Genomic DNA, 14,475 nt, shown 5'->3' with positions numbered 1-14,475 from the left:
TATTGTTTTACGCTGTGCACCTGTCTTATTTGTTCACCCATCAATTTTGATCATTCTCCTCTGCCAACCATCTCGTGATTTCCGCTTCAATGTCATTAATCACTTTCGGCTGCTGAACCAAATCAAACCAATGAACCGACATGCGATTACGGAACCATGTTAATTGACGCTTCGCATAGCGGCGCGAGTGTAATTTCACCTCTTCGAGCGCTGCCTCTAAGGACATTTCTCCAGCAAAATATGGAAACAATTCCTTATAGCCTATTCCCTGAGCAGCCTGAACATCCGGTGTTTCAGCAAGTTTCTTAGCCTCTTCCAGCAATCCTTGTTCAACCATAAGATCCACTCGGTGGTTAATTCGCTGATACAAAATTGCGCGATCTGTATTTAAACCAATCAAAAAGCTATCATAAAGTTTTTTAGGCTGTTCCTTAGGTTCAAGGATCGAATGACCGGTCAATTCAAACACTTCTAACGCTCGGATCATTTTTTTTCGATTATTAAAATGAATCTTCTCAGCCGCCAATGAATCAACTGCCTGTAATCTCTCCCATAATGCTTGGTTGCCATTTTTTTCAGCGAAATGCTCATAGCTTTTTCGTAATGTGTCATCTTCCGGCTCACCTTCACTACCAAGCTTGTAATCCCATAATAAAGATTGAATATATAACCCAGTTCCGCCAACGACAATTGGGAGTCTTCCACGTTCAGTAATCTCTTGAATGGTTTGCCTAGCTGCTACTTGAAAGTCAGCAACAGAATAGTTTTCATCTAACTCTCGAACATTGATTAAATGGTGGGGAACCCCCTCCATTTCCTCAGGTGTTACTTTAGCGGTACCGATATCTAATCCACGATATACTTGCATAGAGTCTCCACTAATGATTTCTCCATTAAAGCGTTTCGCTAAATCAATACTTAAACTCGTTTTACCTACAGCGGTAGGTCCTACAATTGCAACTACTTTCATTGCTTAAACCTGCTTCTCGTTCGAATCGCTTTTTCTGGAAAGTCAGTAATGATACCAGCTAAGTTGTTCTCATAGCAGGTCATCATTGTTTCGTAAAGATTTGGTGTCCATGGGCGAATCGCTTTTTCAAAGTTTTTTACAATCTCTGGATGCTGTCTCACCCAGTCATAACTTGGATGCAGTCCTTCAATAAAATCTGTATCCAAGACGAGTTGATATTTTTCTAAGTCATTCTTCTGGATCAAGTCATATTGAACATCCGGTTCATACTCGTGCATGATTCGCAATGAATCAATATTAAAGCTTGTATACCAATAGGTGAAGGGCCATTCTTTACTCGTCATTACGTTTGATATTTTCTCTTCGATCCCTGGATAATGATATTTATTCGTCTTTATCTCAATACATAAGAAACCACGAAACCGCATCTGGAGCAGGAGGTTTAAAACTTCCTGCAGCGTGGATATCTTGGTAGCTTGATATTTTTCGTCAAACCAACTACCAGCATCTAATGCCTTAATTTCTTCCAGTGTTAACTCACGAATGAATCCCTTACCATCTGTGGTCCGGTCAACACTTTCATCATGAATAACGACCAATTGCTGGTCCGCTGTTAAATGGACGTCAAGTTCAATTCCATCTGCGCCCGTTCGTACTGCCTCCATAAACGCCGGCAAGGTATTCTCCGGATGAGTCCCTGCACTCCCGCGATGAGCAATAATTACTGTCATTTACTTCACCTCGTTCATCATCAATAAAAAAACTCGTAAGTTTGTGAGTGTTGCTAAGCTGCTATTGTACATTAAAATAGCGCAAAGGTTGTTTGGTAGAACGAGACAACTGTTGTTTCTTTTCATCTAATATTTCTAAAAGCTGTTCAGAAAAAGTTTCCATGACAATCCGTCCGCCTTTGTACGTATATCCCCCGATTTTTACCGTTTCTTCCGGAGATAAAATAACCTTTCGATGAGAAATATTTTTGAAAAATTCCTCAATTAAATAATTTGGTAGATAGAAATTATTTTGCGCCGTAAAGGAATTCAAATAGATGAAATCATCAATTGTGATATAGCAATCATCGAATGAATTAAATGTCACATACTCCTGCATTAACACATTTCGTTTTGATAAAATTTCATTTACTTTTTTATTTAAGAGATTAATGGTTTCAATTTCCTTTACCTGATGCTCCAATTCTCTTTCACGTCGATGACGCAAGTCAATATACTTAAACACAAAGTAAACCGCGATGCCTGTTAAGCCCGCTCCAATTAACACGCCGATTAGTCCAATAAATGCGATTTCCACGTTTTTCCCTCCTAATTCATCCTTATGAAATTATTTCTAAAAAAATTGATTTTCACACGCCCTTCATCCCACAGAAATCATTTAAGTTGCGGCAATCTGACATCCTGTTATCATCGTTAATAATAGTACCATATTTTGATGTTTTGAGGATAGTTTGACCTGTTTAAAAAAACGAAGCCTAATATTTGACCAAAACTGACCAACGTTGTATACTTTTTTTAAGTTTTAGCAATCTAACCTCGTTTGTGCTAAAATAATTTATGAACACTATTTTAAGGAGGATTCACTATGAATTTAGTTCCTACAGTTATTGAACAATCATCTCGTGGCGAACGTGCTTACGACATTTATTCTCGTTTATTGAAAGACCGCATCATTATGTTGAGCGGAGAAGTGAACGACGATATGGCGAACACTATCATCGCCCAATTACTTTTCTTGGATGCCCAAGATTCTGAAAAAGATATCTATCTTTACATCAACTCTCCAGGCGGTAGCGTTTCTGCCGGCTTAGCGATTTTTGATACGATGAACTTTGTTAAAGCCGATGTCCAAACAATCGTCCTTGGGATGGCAGCTTCTATGGGAAGTTTCTTGCTAACAGCTGGTGCTAAGGGGAAACGTTTCGCCTTACCAAACGCTGAAATTATGATTCACCAACCCCTAGGCGGCGCGCAAGGACAAGCAACAGAAATTGAAATTGCTGCACGTCACATTTTGAAAACGCGCGAACGCTTAAACAACATTTTATCTGAACGCACTGGTCAACCGATCGAAGTAATCGAACGTGATACTGATCGCGACAACTTCATGACAGCCGAAGAAGCAAAGGCATACGGCTTAATTGATGAAGTGATGGAAAACAGCAGCGCTTTGAACTAAACGTTTAAAAACCGAGGATATCCTCGGTTTTTTTATTTTGGCTATTGATTATTAGCTGATACGAAAATAATTTCCTATAACCCAACCTCTTCAATAATCAAAAAAATCACAATACGATTTTTTTTCATTGATCGTCTCGTTATAGCGATGGTATTGCAAATACATTCTGCCTGTAAACAATCTCCACAAGTTCCTTTTTTGATACATGGCGTTTTTTCAAGGCCTAAACGATGGGCATTTAATGGTGCCGTATTTCGCCTAACCATTTCGACAGTCGTCTTCAGATCACCATACACTTTTTTCATACTGACAAATGCAAATACATTGTCTGGACCATAGGTTAACGCAGCGACACGATTTCCTACGCTATCTACGTTAACTAATTCTCCATCCTCGGTAATTCCGTTAATACTCGTCAAAAAATAATCAGCCAGCAGTGCCTGCTTCATTACTTGATGCCGTTCTTCTGCTGATTTTGTTTTTTCTCGATCAATCATTCGTTGACCGCGTTCATATAATTTCTCAATAATTTCCGATTGCTCTACAGTAACAGAACCTCCAAAACCTACCGACTGATCGGGAGCGATTTTCTCTAATGCTTTTTCTCTGGCTTCTTTTAAACTTTGACAAATAATCGGTTGAAAATTTCTTCGTTCTAATTTCCTGCTTAAGCTTTCTGCGGCAGCTACGTACCGATCTTTTTGATATTGCTCCATATCCACTCTCCTTAAGTCCTCATTTATAAGCTTTACTTGCTAAATTTTTTTCAGCCAGACCTAAAACAACGAAATCCATCTTTACTTGAATTCTTCTTGTTCATTTTCAATGATTTGTGACTGATTGGCAACCAAAAAAACACCTAAAACATTTTTTAGGTGCGTGCAGCTGTTCTCTAAAAGCAATTAGTCCTTTAATATCCTGTAGAATTCGCTCATTAGTTACTTCAAATGAACCTGTATGCCTTTATTCATGAATTAAAAAATGAAAAGTGACCTCTCAATAAAGGGGGAAAAATGATAGCAAAAAACCAGATGATTAGCTAAATAACCGATCATCTGGCTTCTTCAGATTTCTTACTAGGAATTTCAATGACAAACTGTTCACTTTATAGGTAATCCACAATGAACTTGTAAAACTTTTATTTTATTCTTTTTGTGAATAGCCGGTTTGATAGTCGATGGTAATTCCTTCTTGAACGTTATAAATAAAGAGATTAAATGAAATCTGACCGTCTTCAATACTTTGCGCTTCCATCTGGACCCCACGAGCGACTAATTCATTCCCTTTGAAATATGGAGTTACCCGATAACGAACGTGGTGATTCGTTTTGCGAATATAATTTCCGATTTTAATTTCATAATCATTCATGCCTGGATCATTCATTGATGCAGTGCCAGTCATTAAATTTTTTAGATTATTATTTTCGCCTGAAAATTGATACGCAATCAAGTGCGCTCGATTATACAAGGGCTCATCATTATAAAATTTTTGATGCCAGCCAGTCGGCTTTACATATAAACGTTCCCGCTCTTGATGAGGCATCAACTCTTTTCCTAACATCCCATTCGCTACACCAACGCGATTCAATTGATCTAAATCAGAAAACTGCGTCCATGTTCCCTTCGTCAAAGAAAGATCGCTGTTAGAAAAATTGGGTTGATTATTATTTAATTGAATAGTTTGATGCTCCCCATCATACTCTGGAACCTCAGAAATATGACTGACGGACACCTCTTTCACTGCATCTCTTGCTTCATTGCTAGGACTTACTTGTGAATAAACACCGTAAATCCCAGCTAAAGCAACGACCACAGCAGTAATAATTTTCGGTACTTGTTTTTTTACTGTGATGGTACTTCAACTCCTACTATCTAAATACAGGTTTATCATTCAACCACTGACTATCGAATTACATCAATACTAATTTGTAACAGTTAATATGTTGAGTGGTCTGGAAGATTTTCTGCCTATTTTTTCCCATCACGCTGATCCATTTATTTTGTTTGCTGCCAAATTTCCTTAATCGCTGGGACATTTCCTAACTCGGTTAAATTACTTGGCATAATCACAGTATTGCCATTATTTTCTACAACGTGCTTGAAGGCCTCGATTCCTAGATAAGCAATCATTTCATCCGTCAAATTGCTTTCAGCAATGGCTTTATTGATTTCCTTAATTCGTGCAGTTTCAGCTTCCGTGATTCGAGCGATTCGATCTGCTTCTGCAGCAGCATCGATTCTAGTACGTTCTGCTCTAGCATCTGCATCGATTTTTGTTTGTCTGGCCCGCGCTTCTGCATCAATCTGCATCTCAGAAGATTTTGCTTCAGATTCTAAGATCACTGATTGCTTTTTCCCTTCAGAAATCGTGATCAACGATTCTTTATCCCTGCTAGCTGTAATTAATTTATTCATCGAATTGACGATTTCATTCGAAACAGAAATCTCACCAATATTAATCCGATCAATAGATAACCCGTAACCAGCTGTAATGTCCTTCACGCTTTCATAAAGATTTACGTTAATCTCTTCCGTCCCATTCAACACTTCGTTCAGTTCCATCTTACCGATAATGCCTCTTAAATTTGACTGACAGTCTTGGATCATTGACGTGACAGAATCTTCATTATCATACACAAAAGCTCTAGCATCTGTCACGTGATACTTAATCGCCTCATCGATTTCGACAATAACATTATCTCTGGTGATCACACTTTGTGGTTCAATTTGAATCGGCGTTTGTTTCAACGAAACACGACGACGAACCACGTATAAAATCGGAATCAAAAAATGTAACCCTGGTTCTAAGGTCTTCACATACTTACCAAAACTCTCAACAACTTTAACTTCTCCTTGCTGTACAATCACGACTAATTGACTGATAACAAACAAAAGGACTACTATTGCAAGGACTAATAAAACAATATTAACTATTAACAATGTAATTCACATCACTTTCTTCTAAATTATTATTAATGATGACCAGCAACTCTCGACTAGTAAAGTCGACAACTTCCAACATATCTTGCGGCTCAGGCGGACCGTTCACTACTTTATAATCATACCAACTACCCAAGATTCGAACGAGCCCACTAATACTTGCCCCCTTACTGCGAAAACATTTTCCCATCGTTTTCTGCATCTGATAATCCACTACACTCTCCCCCTCCTTTTTTCTAGTATACCAAATCAATCACAAAGAACCTGCTTCTTATTTCATATTGCTTTACACTATTCCTCAATTTTTTTAAACTAGGAAAAGAAATGGGGCATAAAAGATGGAGACGAATAAAAAACAATGGTTGGGACTTCTAATCGTCCCAGCAGAATTATTGATTGGTGATTTTCTTTTTCCACTCATTCACTTAGACAGAGATCCAAAACTTGCTTTGCTTGCTTCGACCGTTCTTTTTTTAATAGGATTTGTCATGATGCTTTACTTATTTCATGATTTTTTAAAAGCACAATGGCGCCTGTTTCGACAAAAACTTTTTATAAAATTACTCATTAGTATTGTTTTAGTTGCCGGAGCATTTTGGTTACTTCGGGTCGTGCGTGGAATGATCCCTAGTGAGCTTCTTCAGCTTCGGTCTTCCACACGCTACACTTCCCAGAAACTTGATCCTTCTTGGACGGTGGTAGCAGCCATTACACCCTTTATTGCGCCTTTTGCTGAAGAGCTAACTTTTCGCTATTTATTATTAGGGAAATTCCAGAACACAATTCTCCAAATACTGATGCTGTTTGTTCAAGGAATTTTATTTGGATTGGTCCACTGGAACAATTTTAGCGGCAATTTATATGCCATGATTCCCTACATGGTATTAGGTGTTTACTTAGGCGCAATCTACTTATTGTCAAAAAATATTTGGTCATCCATTATGGTCCATTGGATGATAAATACCATGAACGGTATGCTGCCGGCTCTTTTACTTTTCATCCTAAGTCTTTTTGGAATCACTACTTAATCCGCTTTTTGGGGATTATCTATTCTAGCATTCGCGCATAGAGAAAAAAGAGGTAAATGCCTACACCACAAATTAACAACAAAGATCCACACAATGCTATTTTACTCACTCGATTTTCCATACTTCGTTCAGGATATTTCATGTCACTATAGTTACTACTGCTGATGATTGCTATCAGCAGTAAAAGGGTCGGAAAAAGAAAAACAGTTCCTCTGCTTCCCCAGTTAGTCACCTTCTCATCAAGACCAAACTGAATCGGAATTTTAGCAGGCAAACGAGAATAGAAAAAAAGACTTAAGCTATAAAGCGCTACAGAAAATAGAACACTAATTCGTCGTATCCAACGATAACCTCTTTCAAACATCATCGTTTCTCCTCCTTTAATAGTTAGCTCATAGTATATGCCTCACAAAATAAGAACACTAGAAAATCTCAAATAGAAAAAAGCGATTTTATATACAAACAAATTCCTTCATTAAAGTAAGCACTTCAGATTCTATTGTATTTCTAAAAAATATACTTTTTCGCATAATCCGCTTACAAAGCTACACAAAAAAACCAACGCTCAGCCACAAACGTTGGTTTAATCAGGATAAATTACCCTAAGTGAAGGTTTCCCCTCACGTCACCCTTAGCATACATCAATCACTGATTGAATAGCAAGGGGACATTAAAAAGAAAAGTATTAAATACTAAAAAACACAGCAGCCAATTAATCTAAGGCCCTGTGCTTTCGTAAATGAAGCGGGTGACGAGAATCGAACTCGCGACGGAAGCTTGGGAAGCTTCTGTTTTACCACTAAACTACACCCGCGGTACATAAGAGAGTATAACGCTTTTTATTCAATCCAACAACTATTTCTATCGAACATAAGAATTGACAAGTTGACCAATTCTGATTATCTTACAGATAGTAAGTAAGCATCACAGAAAGGAAGCTTTAATCAATGGAAAATCTTACAACTGTAAAGAAATCCCTTGCCAGCGAAATAAATAGCATTGTTTTCATCTCCTCTGAAACTTGCAGTATTTGTCATGTTGATGCTCCTAAGGCAAAAGCACTGGCTGAAAGCTACAAGATTCCTTTTCATCATTTAGATATTGTTCAAGACCCTGAGTTATCTGGCTTTTTTGAGGTTCTGACTGTGCCAGCCGTTTTGGTTTATCACAATGGAAAAGAAGTCGCTCGTCAAGCTCGCTTCATTGACTTTAAATTGTTGGAAAAACTTCTACAACAATTACCGGAAGAAGCTGAAGCGATAGATTATCAAGAGCTGTTCAAATGAAAAAGACTAAGCACTGAACCGACCTCCAAAAGTAAGATTTTTGGTCTAGCTTTTTGGGATCGGTTCACACACGCTTAGTCTTTTTTATTATCTGTATTATGATGTAAAAAGTAAATCAATGTTTGCAATTCATTCGTTAAATCAACGCTTTGAATAATGACATCTTCAGGCGCAGTCAAACGTGCGGCAGTGAAGTTCAGAATTCCTTTAATTCCTGCAGCGGCTAATTGATCCACTACTTGTTGGGCCTGTTGTGCAGGCAACGTCAAAATAGCGATTTCGATTTGCTGCAGCTTGATTTGCTCCACCATGTTGTCTAATGGATAGACTGGAATACCGTCAACGATACGTCCCACAATATCTTCTTTGACATCGAAGGCACAGCTTACACGAATACTGTTGCTTTGATGAAACTTGAATTTCAACAAGGCGCTTCCTAAATTACCGACACCGACTAATGCGACATTGGTCAATTGATCATCGTTTAAGATTTTTCCGAAGAAATGCATCAAATCTTCAACGTCATATCCATATCCACGTTTGCCCAATTCACCAAAGTAAGAAAAGTCTCGGCGGATCGTTGCACTATCGACCTGAATCGCCTCACTTAGTTCTGTAGATGAAACTTTGGTTTTTCCAGCATTATTTAAAATACGTAAATACCGATAGTATAACGGCAATCGTTTAACAGTCGCTTTTGGAATTGAATGTTCTTTCACAATAACTCTCCTTTATCAAAAAAATTCGTAAATGTTGACTACTGCACTATAATAGCAAGAATGTTAGTGAAATTGCAACGCACTTGCTCGAAAATTTGTGAAAAAATCACGATTAGGTGAAATGACCGCTTCCAATCGCAAGGACCTTAAAAATATGGTAGACTGAATCCATTCGGAAAAATAAATTTAAGGAAGATATCCAATGATTTTATTACAAGCAAATCAAATTGCCCGCTATTTTGGTGCGGATACATTATTTGAAAACATTCACCTTGAAGTCGCCAGCAAGGCTCGTATCGGTCTAGTTGGACGAAATGGTGCAGGAAAATCTACATTACTAAAAATTATCGCGAACATCGAAGCGCCAGATGCTGGGCAGGTAATTAAAAATAAACAAGCAAGTTTAGGTTACCTTGCTCAAGACACCGGCCTGGATTCCAACGAAACCATTTGGAATGAAATGCTGAAGGCCTTTGAATCGGTACGTCAAATGGAAAAACGAATGCGGGAAGTAGAAGTCGCAATTGGTGAAACACCGGAAAGTGATAGTCGCTACGCTTCTCTATTGAAGGAATACGATCAGTTGCAGCACGACTTTAATGATCAAAACGGCTACGGTTACGAAAATGAGATTCGTAGTGTTTTACATGGATTTAAATTTGACGAAAGCTTTTATGATAAAGAGATCAGTACTCTCTCTGGTGGTCAGAAAACACGTTTGGCTTTGGCTCGAATGTTGCTAGTTAAACCAGATATTTTAATCCTCGATGAACCGACCAACCATTTAGATATTGAAACTTTGGCTTGGCTGGAAGATTATCTGCAAGGCTATTCCGGTGCACTGCTAATTGTCTCTCATGACCGCTACTTTTTAGATCGTGTCGTTAATGAAATCTATGAAATTTCCAGACATAAGATTCGGCACTATACAGGAAATTACTCTCGCTATTTAGATTTAAAGGCCGCACAGCTTGCCAGCGATTGGAAGGCTTACGAAAAGCAGCAAGTAGAAATTGAAAAGTTGGAAGATTTTGTCGCTCGCAACCTAGTTCGTGCTTCAACCACAAAACGTGCCCAGAGTCGGCGGAAAACTTTGGAAAAAATGGATCGACTGGATCGACCTGATGGAAAAGAAAAATCCGCGAAGTTTATGTTTGATATTGATAAGGTTTCTGGGAATGTCGTCCTGCAGGTGGAAGAAGCAGCCATCGGCTATGAGGAGACATTGTCTGAGCCAATTGACTTAGACATACGACGAGAAGATGCCATCGCTTTAGTCGGACCAAATGGTATCGGCAAATCTACCCTGCTAAAATCTCTCATCGGTCAACTGCCTTTTATTAAAGGCCAACCACATTTTGGGACAAACGTCACTGTAGGCTATTATGATCAGGGTCAAGCAGACTTACATGGAAACAAGACAATTCTGGCAGAACTATGGGATGAACACCCTACAACGCCTGAAAAAGACATTCGAAATGTTCTTGGCGGATTCCTTTTCAGTGGCGAAGATGTTGAAAAAACGATTCCCTTACTTAGTGGCGGCGAGAAGGCCCGTGTCGCGTTGGCAAAGCTTTCGATGAATAAAGAGAACTTCTTGATTCTGGATGAGCCGACGAACCATTTAGACATTGACAATAAAGAGGTGTTGGAAAACGCCCTTATTGATTATCAAGGGACCTTGCTCTTTGTTTCTCATGACCGTTACTTTATTAATCGTATTGCCAACAAAGTCATCGAACTGTCTCCTGAAGGCAGCAAGTTGTATTTAGGGGATTACGATTATTACTTAGAGAAGAAAAAAGAGGAAGAAGAAATTGCCGAACTACAAGCGAAAGAAGAGACTGCAATAGAAGCTCCTAAAAAGAAATTTTATCAAGACAAAGAACAGCAAAAGCTGATCCGCAGCTTGCGTCGAAAAATCGAAGCCATTGAGGAAACGCTCGCCACTTTGGATGAAAAAATCGATGAATTAGAGGCTCAAATGAGTCAGCCAGAAATACTGAACGACCATGTCCAACTTTTAGCACTGACGAATGAGTTAGAGGCTCAAAAAGCCGAGCAAGAAGAACAACTCGCCAGTTGGGAAGAACTTAGCTTAGAATTAGAAGAATTTGAATAACTTACAACTTTTGACCGATGACACCTTCACTCTTTTTCGCTTTAATAAGAGAGTGGAGGTGTTTTTTATGAGGCGAAAAAATCGACCCTTATCAATAATACTTGGAATTTTTTTAGTGATGGCAAGTTTAGGGATCCTCTCTTCTCGATTCTTTCACTTTGATAATAAAGTTAACAGTCAACAGGATTTTTCGGCCAGTGCCACTCAATATTTACAAGAGCATGGTCAGGATTTCTCGTTACTTTTGCAAACAGACCCGCGTTGGGCTGATAAAGCTTATGGCAGTGGCTCCAGTCAAAATGACTTAGCCACAAATGGGTGTGCGATCACCTCCTTAGCCATGATTCTTTCTTACCAAGAAAAGCGAACCGTTTATCCAACAGAAATTCTACAATGGAGCGGCAACAATTATTATGAAGCAGGACAAGGCACCGCTTGGTCGATTTTCCCTGCCTTTGCTCAAAATTATGGCCTTGCCCTTGAAGAACTTGGGAAGGATCAAGCCAAAATACAACAACACTTAAATCAAAATCAGCCCCTCGTGATTTCCGTTACCCCTGGCGAGTTTACAGAAGTTGGACATATCATGGTAATCAAAAAGGATCTTCAAAGTGATCAAATAATTGTCTATGATCCAAATGATCGCCCAGAAAAGGAACACTACAAACAAAAGTACTCCTTGGACCATCTCATGCCTGAGCTAGCCAATGCATGGGTATTCAGTTAGGATGGATGTAAAAAAATAGATAGACATAAAAAAGAGCTGACGTCCTTGCGCCAGCTCTTTTTTATTGGGGGTTCCTGCTTTCACAGGGGAAAAAGAATTATTTTTAGGGTTAAGTTCATCTTACGCTAAATATTTGAAAAAGCTATGAGCTTTTTGAAGGAAAGTTAGAAAAAAATGTGGCGTTATTATGAAGAGAGCGACTTATTACAATTAAGAAAAAAACATTTGCATCGACCTTTTTTCAAAAGTCTGGATGCAAATGTTCTTTATTTCACGTTAGAATTAATTGATTTGTTGAACGTATGAGTGAAGAAGCTGATTCATTTTCTTTCCGTTGTCTTCTTTAATAACTTTTTCTGAGAGAATGAAGGAACCGCCCACACCTACTACATTTGGGTTATCAAGATATTCTAGGAAGTTTTCTCCGTTAATTCCGCCAGTTGGTAAGAATTTTATATCATAGAATGGACCGCTTAATGCATCAATGGCTTTTAGTCCTCCATAAATATCTGCTGGGAAAAATTTTACGACCTTAAGTCCATAATCTGCTGCCTGCTGAATATCTCTTGGTGTTGCCGTTCCAGGAAAGACTGGAACCTCATGATCCAAGCAATATTCGATCACATCAGGGACGACTGCTGGAGAAACAACGAATTGCGCACCATTTTCAACCGCAATTTTCGCTTCTGCTAGTGTTCGAACTGTTCCAGCACCAACCATTAGCTTGCCGGACTCCGACAATCGCTTGATTGCTTCAGCCGCCAGCTCACTACGAAAGGTCACTTCAATCAGAGGAACATTATTTTCGAATAGAATCTCTTCTACTATAGATAAATAGCTCAAATCAGTTGCCGTGTATAACGGCAAAAGTTTGGTTTGCGATAATTGTTCATAAACCTTATGTTTCATATTTACTGACATTTTCCCGCTCACTTTCTACGCAATATTTAACCTTTTCGTTTGGTAATGGCTTCGTGCAAACCCTGCATATACGTAATACCCATCGCGCGATCGTATAAGCCATAGCCAGGTCTGGCAACCTCACCCCAAAGCGTACGGCCATGGTCTGGACGAATCACGCCGTCAAAACCGACGTCTACTAAGGCCTCCATAATTGCATACATATCTAATGAGCCTTCCGTAGATAAATGTGCCGTTTCCTTAAACTTCCGATAGCCTAAGAATTCTACATTACGGAAGTGGACAAAGTTGATCCGATCACCAATGGCATGAATGATTTCGACCATGTCGTTATCCGGATCTGCACCCAAAGCTCCAGTACATAGAGTGATGCCATTATATGGAGAATCAACCATGCTGGTAATTCGCTGCAAATCCGCGAGATTTTTTGTAATACGAGGAAAGCCAAAAATTTCCCAAGGTGGATCATCTGGGTGAATCCCCATTTTCACATCCGCTTCTTCACAAATCGGAATGATCTTCTCAAGGAAGTATTTCAAATTATCAAACAGAACCTCTTCAGTCACCCCTTCATACATTTCCACTAACGAATTGAATTTGTTAAGCCGTTCTTCCTCCCAACCAGACAACTGGAAGCCTTTTGATTGACTGCTGATTAGTTTATACATGTCCCCTGGTTCCATATTGTCTACAACTGCTTGATCGTATAATAGTGCCAGACTACCATCTTCATTTTCATAATTCAGCGTTGTTTTTGCCCATCCGAAGATTGGTTTGAAGCTGTAACAAATCAGATGGACCCCACATTCTGAAAGATTTTTGATTGTCTGGATATAGTTCTCGATATACTGATCTCGTTCAGCGGTACCTGCCTTGATCGCATCATGAATCGCGACACTTTCTATTCCTAATAATTCTAAATTTTCTTTTTCAATCGATTCTTTTAACTCTCTTATCTCAGAAACTTCCCATACGTCGCCGGGTAATTTGTTCAGTAATGTTCCCACTACGCCGTTAATGCCTGGTATCTGTCTCACATGATTTAAAGGAATGGAGTCGCCTTTCTCTCCATACCATCTAAAGCCCCATTTCATTAATTTAGTCTCCTATTCCTATTAAAAGTCGTCTTCGTCTTCCTCATCTTCAACCTCTGAAATATGCCAAATAGCTAAGCTATCTGAGCCTTGCTTCATAACCGCTGGTGCTGCTTCTTCAACGGGGGTACTCAAAATTTGATGATTGATAGTTTCTAACAGCATGGGTAAATTTACTCCGCCAATGATATAAACCTTTTCTTGAAGTGTTGGATCTAAACCATTGGTAATCAAAACAGATTGATTATAAGGACTGGCACTAACCAAGTCCGTTAAAACAATAACCCCGTTCTCCTGATGGACCTCTTTGACTGCTGCTTCAATCTGTTTTCCCAATGCTTGAACATCATCTCCGGGATTTAAATTGACTGTCGCAATATTATTCGTTGTCCCAACAATCACTTCTGCTGCATCCTTCAGCCCATCACTTAAATTTCCATGTGTTGCAATTACGATTCCTAACATAGGTCCTCCCTTTC

General features: G+C 39.0%; 17 protein-coding genes and 1 tRNA gene. 5 read left to right on the top strand and 13 right to left on the bottom strand.

Features of this window, described 5'->3' with window-relative positions:
- Positions 1 to 40: 40 nt before the first annotated feature.
- The 3 genes from miaA to IGI50_RS05735 form a co-directional block, all read right to left on the bottom strand.
- Entirely contained in the window at positions 41 to 970 is a 930-nt protein-coding gene (gene miaA, locus IGI50_RS05745) for a tRNA (adenosine(37)-N6)-dimethylallyltransferase MiaA (protein WP_438776430.1), read from the bottom strand.
- A complete protein-coding gene (locus tag IGI50_RS05740) occupies positions 967 to 1,701 on the bottom strand; it encodes a glycerophosphodiester phosphodiesterase (protein ID WP_218257051.1) in 735 nt (244 codons plus the stop codon). The genes miaA and IGI50_RS05740 overlap by 4 nt, the downstream gene beginning before the upstream one ends.
- Positions 1,702 to 1,762: 61 nt before the next feature.
- Positions 1,763 to 2,278, bottom strand: a complete 516-nt coding sequence (locus IGI50_RS05735) for a hypothetical protein (protein WP_010744465.1) — start codon at positions 2,276 to 2,278, stop codon at positions 1,763 to 1,765.
- A 288-nt stretch (positions 2,279 to 2,566) separates the two neighbouring features.
- Between IGI50_RS05735 and clpP the strand changes: the two genes are divergently transcribed.
- Complete coding sequence (clpP, locus tag IGI50_RS05730; RefSeq protein WP_010744464.1) at positions 2,567 to 3,160, top strand: ATP-dependent Clp endopeptidase proteolytic subunit ClpP; 594 nt, start codon at positions 2,567 to 2,569, stop codon at positions 3,158 to 3,160.
- Positions 3,161 to 3,234: 74 nt separating this feature from the next.
- Here the strand turns inward: clpP and IGI50_RS05725 are convergent, their stop codons facing one another.
- The 4 genes from IGI50_RS05725 to IGI50_RS05710 all read right to left on the bottom strand — a co-directional run bounded on the left by IGI50_RS05725 (position 3,235) and on the right by IGI50_RS05710 (position 6,301).
- Positions 3,235 to 3,876, bottom strand: coding sequence for a lactate utilization protein (locus tag IGI50_RS05725; protein WP_438776429.1), 642 nt, complete (start codon positions 3,874 to 3,876; stop codon positions 3,235 to 3,237).
- 427 nt (positions 3,877 to 4,303) lie between these two features.
- Positions 4,304 to 4,972: a DNA/RNA non-specific endonuclease gene (locus IGI50_RS05720; protein ID WP_438776428.1), complete on the bottom strand. Its 669-nt coding sequence runs from the start codon at positions 4,970 to 4,972 to the stop codon at positions 4,304 to 4,306.
- A gap of 182 nt (positions 4,973 to 5,154) precedes the next feature.
- On the bottom strand, positions 5,155 to 6,099 hold the full coding sequence (locus tag IGI50_RS05715; protein WP_010744460.1) for an SPFH domain-containing protein: 945 nt from the start codon (positions 6,097 to 6,099) through the stop codon (positions 5,155 to 5,157).
- Positions 6,086 to 6,301, bottom strand: a complete 216-nt coding sequence (locus IGI50_RS05710; RefSeq protein ID WP_438777571.1) for a hypothetical protein — start codon at positions 6,299 to 6,301, stop codon at positions 6,086 to 6,088. The genes IGI50_RS05715 and IGI50_RS05710 overlap by 14 nt, the downstream gene beginning before the upstream one ends.
- Positions 6,302 to 6,437: 136 nt before the next feature.
- Here IGI50_RS05710 and IGI50_RS05705 point away from each other — a divergent pair, with 136 nt between their 5' ends.
- The gene (locus IGI50_RS05705) at positions 6,438 to 7,127 is read left to right on the top strand and encodes a lysostaphin resistance A-like protein (RefSeq protein WP_438776427.1); all 690 of its coding nucleotides are present in this window, start codon (positions 6,438 to 6,440) and stop codon (positions 7,125 to 7,127) included.
- Between the two features lie 19 nt (positions 7,128 to 7,146).
- Here the strand turns inward: IGI50_RS05705 and IGI50_RS05700 are convergent, their stop codons facing one another.
- Together IGI50_RS05700 and IGI50_RS05695 are read right to left on the bottom strand one after the other, a co-directional pair.
- Positions 7,147 to 7,494 carry a DUF1648 domain-containing protein gene (locus IGI50_RS05700; protein WP_438776426.1) on the bottom strand — a complete coding sequence of 116 codons (348 nt, stop codon included), beginning with the start codon at positions 7,492 to 7,494 and terminating at the stop codon, positions 7,147 to 7,149.
- Positions 7,495 to 7,870: 376 nt separating this feature from the next.
- Positions 7,871 to 7,941 (bottom strand) — tRNA-Gly (locus IGI50_RS05695).
- Positions 7,942 to 8,074: 133 nt separating this feature from the next.
- Between IGI50_RS05695 and IGI50_RS05690 the strand changes: the two genes are divergently transcribed.
- Positions 8,075 to 8,413: a thioredoxin family protein gene (locus IGI50_RS05690; RefSeq protein WP_218257048.1), complete on the top strand. Its 339-nt coding sequence runs from the start codon at positions 8,075 to 8,077 to the stop codon at positions 8,411 to 8,413.
- Between the two features lie 74 nt (positions 8,414 to 8,487).
- On the opposite strand, the gene IGI50_RS05685 is transcribed toward IGI50_RS05690, so the two are convergent.
- Positions 8,488 to 9,132, bottom strand: a complete 645-nt coding sequence (locus tag IGI50_RS05685) for a redox-sensing transcriptional repressor Rex (RefSeq protein ID WP_010744455.1) — start codon at positions 9,130 to 9,132, stop codon at positions 8,488 to 8,490.
- 202 nt (positions 9,133 to 9,334) lie between these two features.
- Here IGI50_RS05685 and IGI50_RS05680 point away from each other — a divergent pair, with 202 nt between their 5' ends.
- A complete protein-coding gene (locus tag IGI50_RS05680; RefSeq protein WP_218257047.1) occupies positions 9,335 to 11,254 on the top strand; it encodes an ABC-F family ATP-binding cassette domain-containing protein in 1,920 nt (639 codons plus the stop codon).
- A gap of 67 nt (positions 11,255 to 11,321) precedes the next feature.
- Complete coding sequence (locus IGI50_RS05675) at positions 11,322 to 11,981, top strand: C39 family peptidase (protein ID WP_438776425.1); 660 nt, start codon at positions 11,322 to 11,324, stop codon at positions 11,979 to 11,981.
- A gap of 282 nt (positions 11,982 to 12,263) precedes the next feature.
- On the opposite strand, the gene IGI50_RS05670 is transcribed toward IGI50_RS05675, so the two are convergent.
- From IGI50_RS05670 to IGI50_RS05660, 3 genes are read right to left on the bottom strand one after another with little or no spacing between them, the layout of a single operon-like run.
- On the bottom strand, positions 12,264 to 12,902 hold the full coding sequence (locus IGI50_RS05670; RefSeq protein ID WP_438776424.1) for a bifunctional 4-hydroxy-2-oxoglutarate aldolase/2-dehydro-3-deoxy-phosphogluconate aldolase: 639 nt from the start codon (positions 12,900 to 12,902) through the stop codon (positions 12,264 to 12,266).
- 26 nt (positions 12,903 to 12,928) lie between these two features.
- A complete protein-coding gene (uxuA, locus tag IGI50_RS05665) occupies positions 12,929 to 13,996 on the bottom strand; it encodes a mannonate dehydratase (protein WP_222226643.1) in 1,068 nt (355 codons plus the stop codon).
- A 21-nt stretch (positions 13,997 to 14,017) separates the two neighbouring features.
- Entirely contained in the window at positions 14,018 to 14,461 is a 444-nt protein-coding gene (locus IGI50_RS05660) for a PTS sugar transporter subunit IIA (protein WP_438776423.1), read from the bottom strand.
- Positions 14,462 to 14,475: the final 14 nt, after the last annotated feature.

Source organism: Enterococcus sp. DIV0170 (genome assembly GCF_051710765.1).
In the GTDB taxonomy this organism is placed as follows: Bacteria; Bacillota; Bacilli; order Lactobacillales; family Enterococcaceae; genus Enterococcus_A; species Enterococcus_A raffinosus.
The sequence above is the reverse complement of the archived record's forward strand: the minus strand, read 5'-3'. Positions and strand labels throughout refer to the sequence as shown.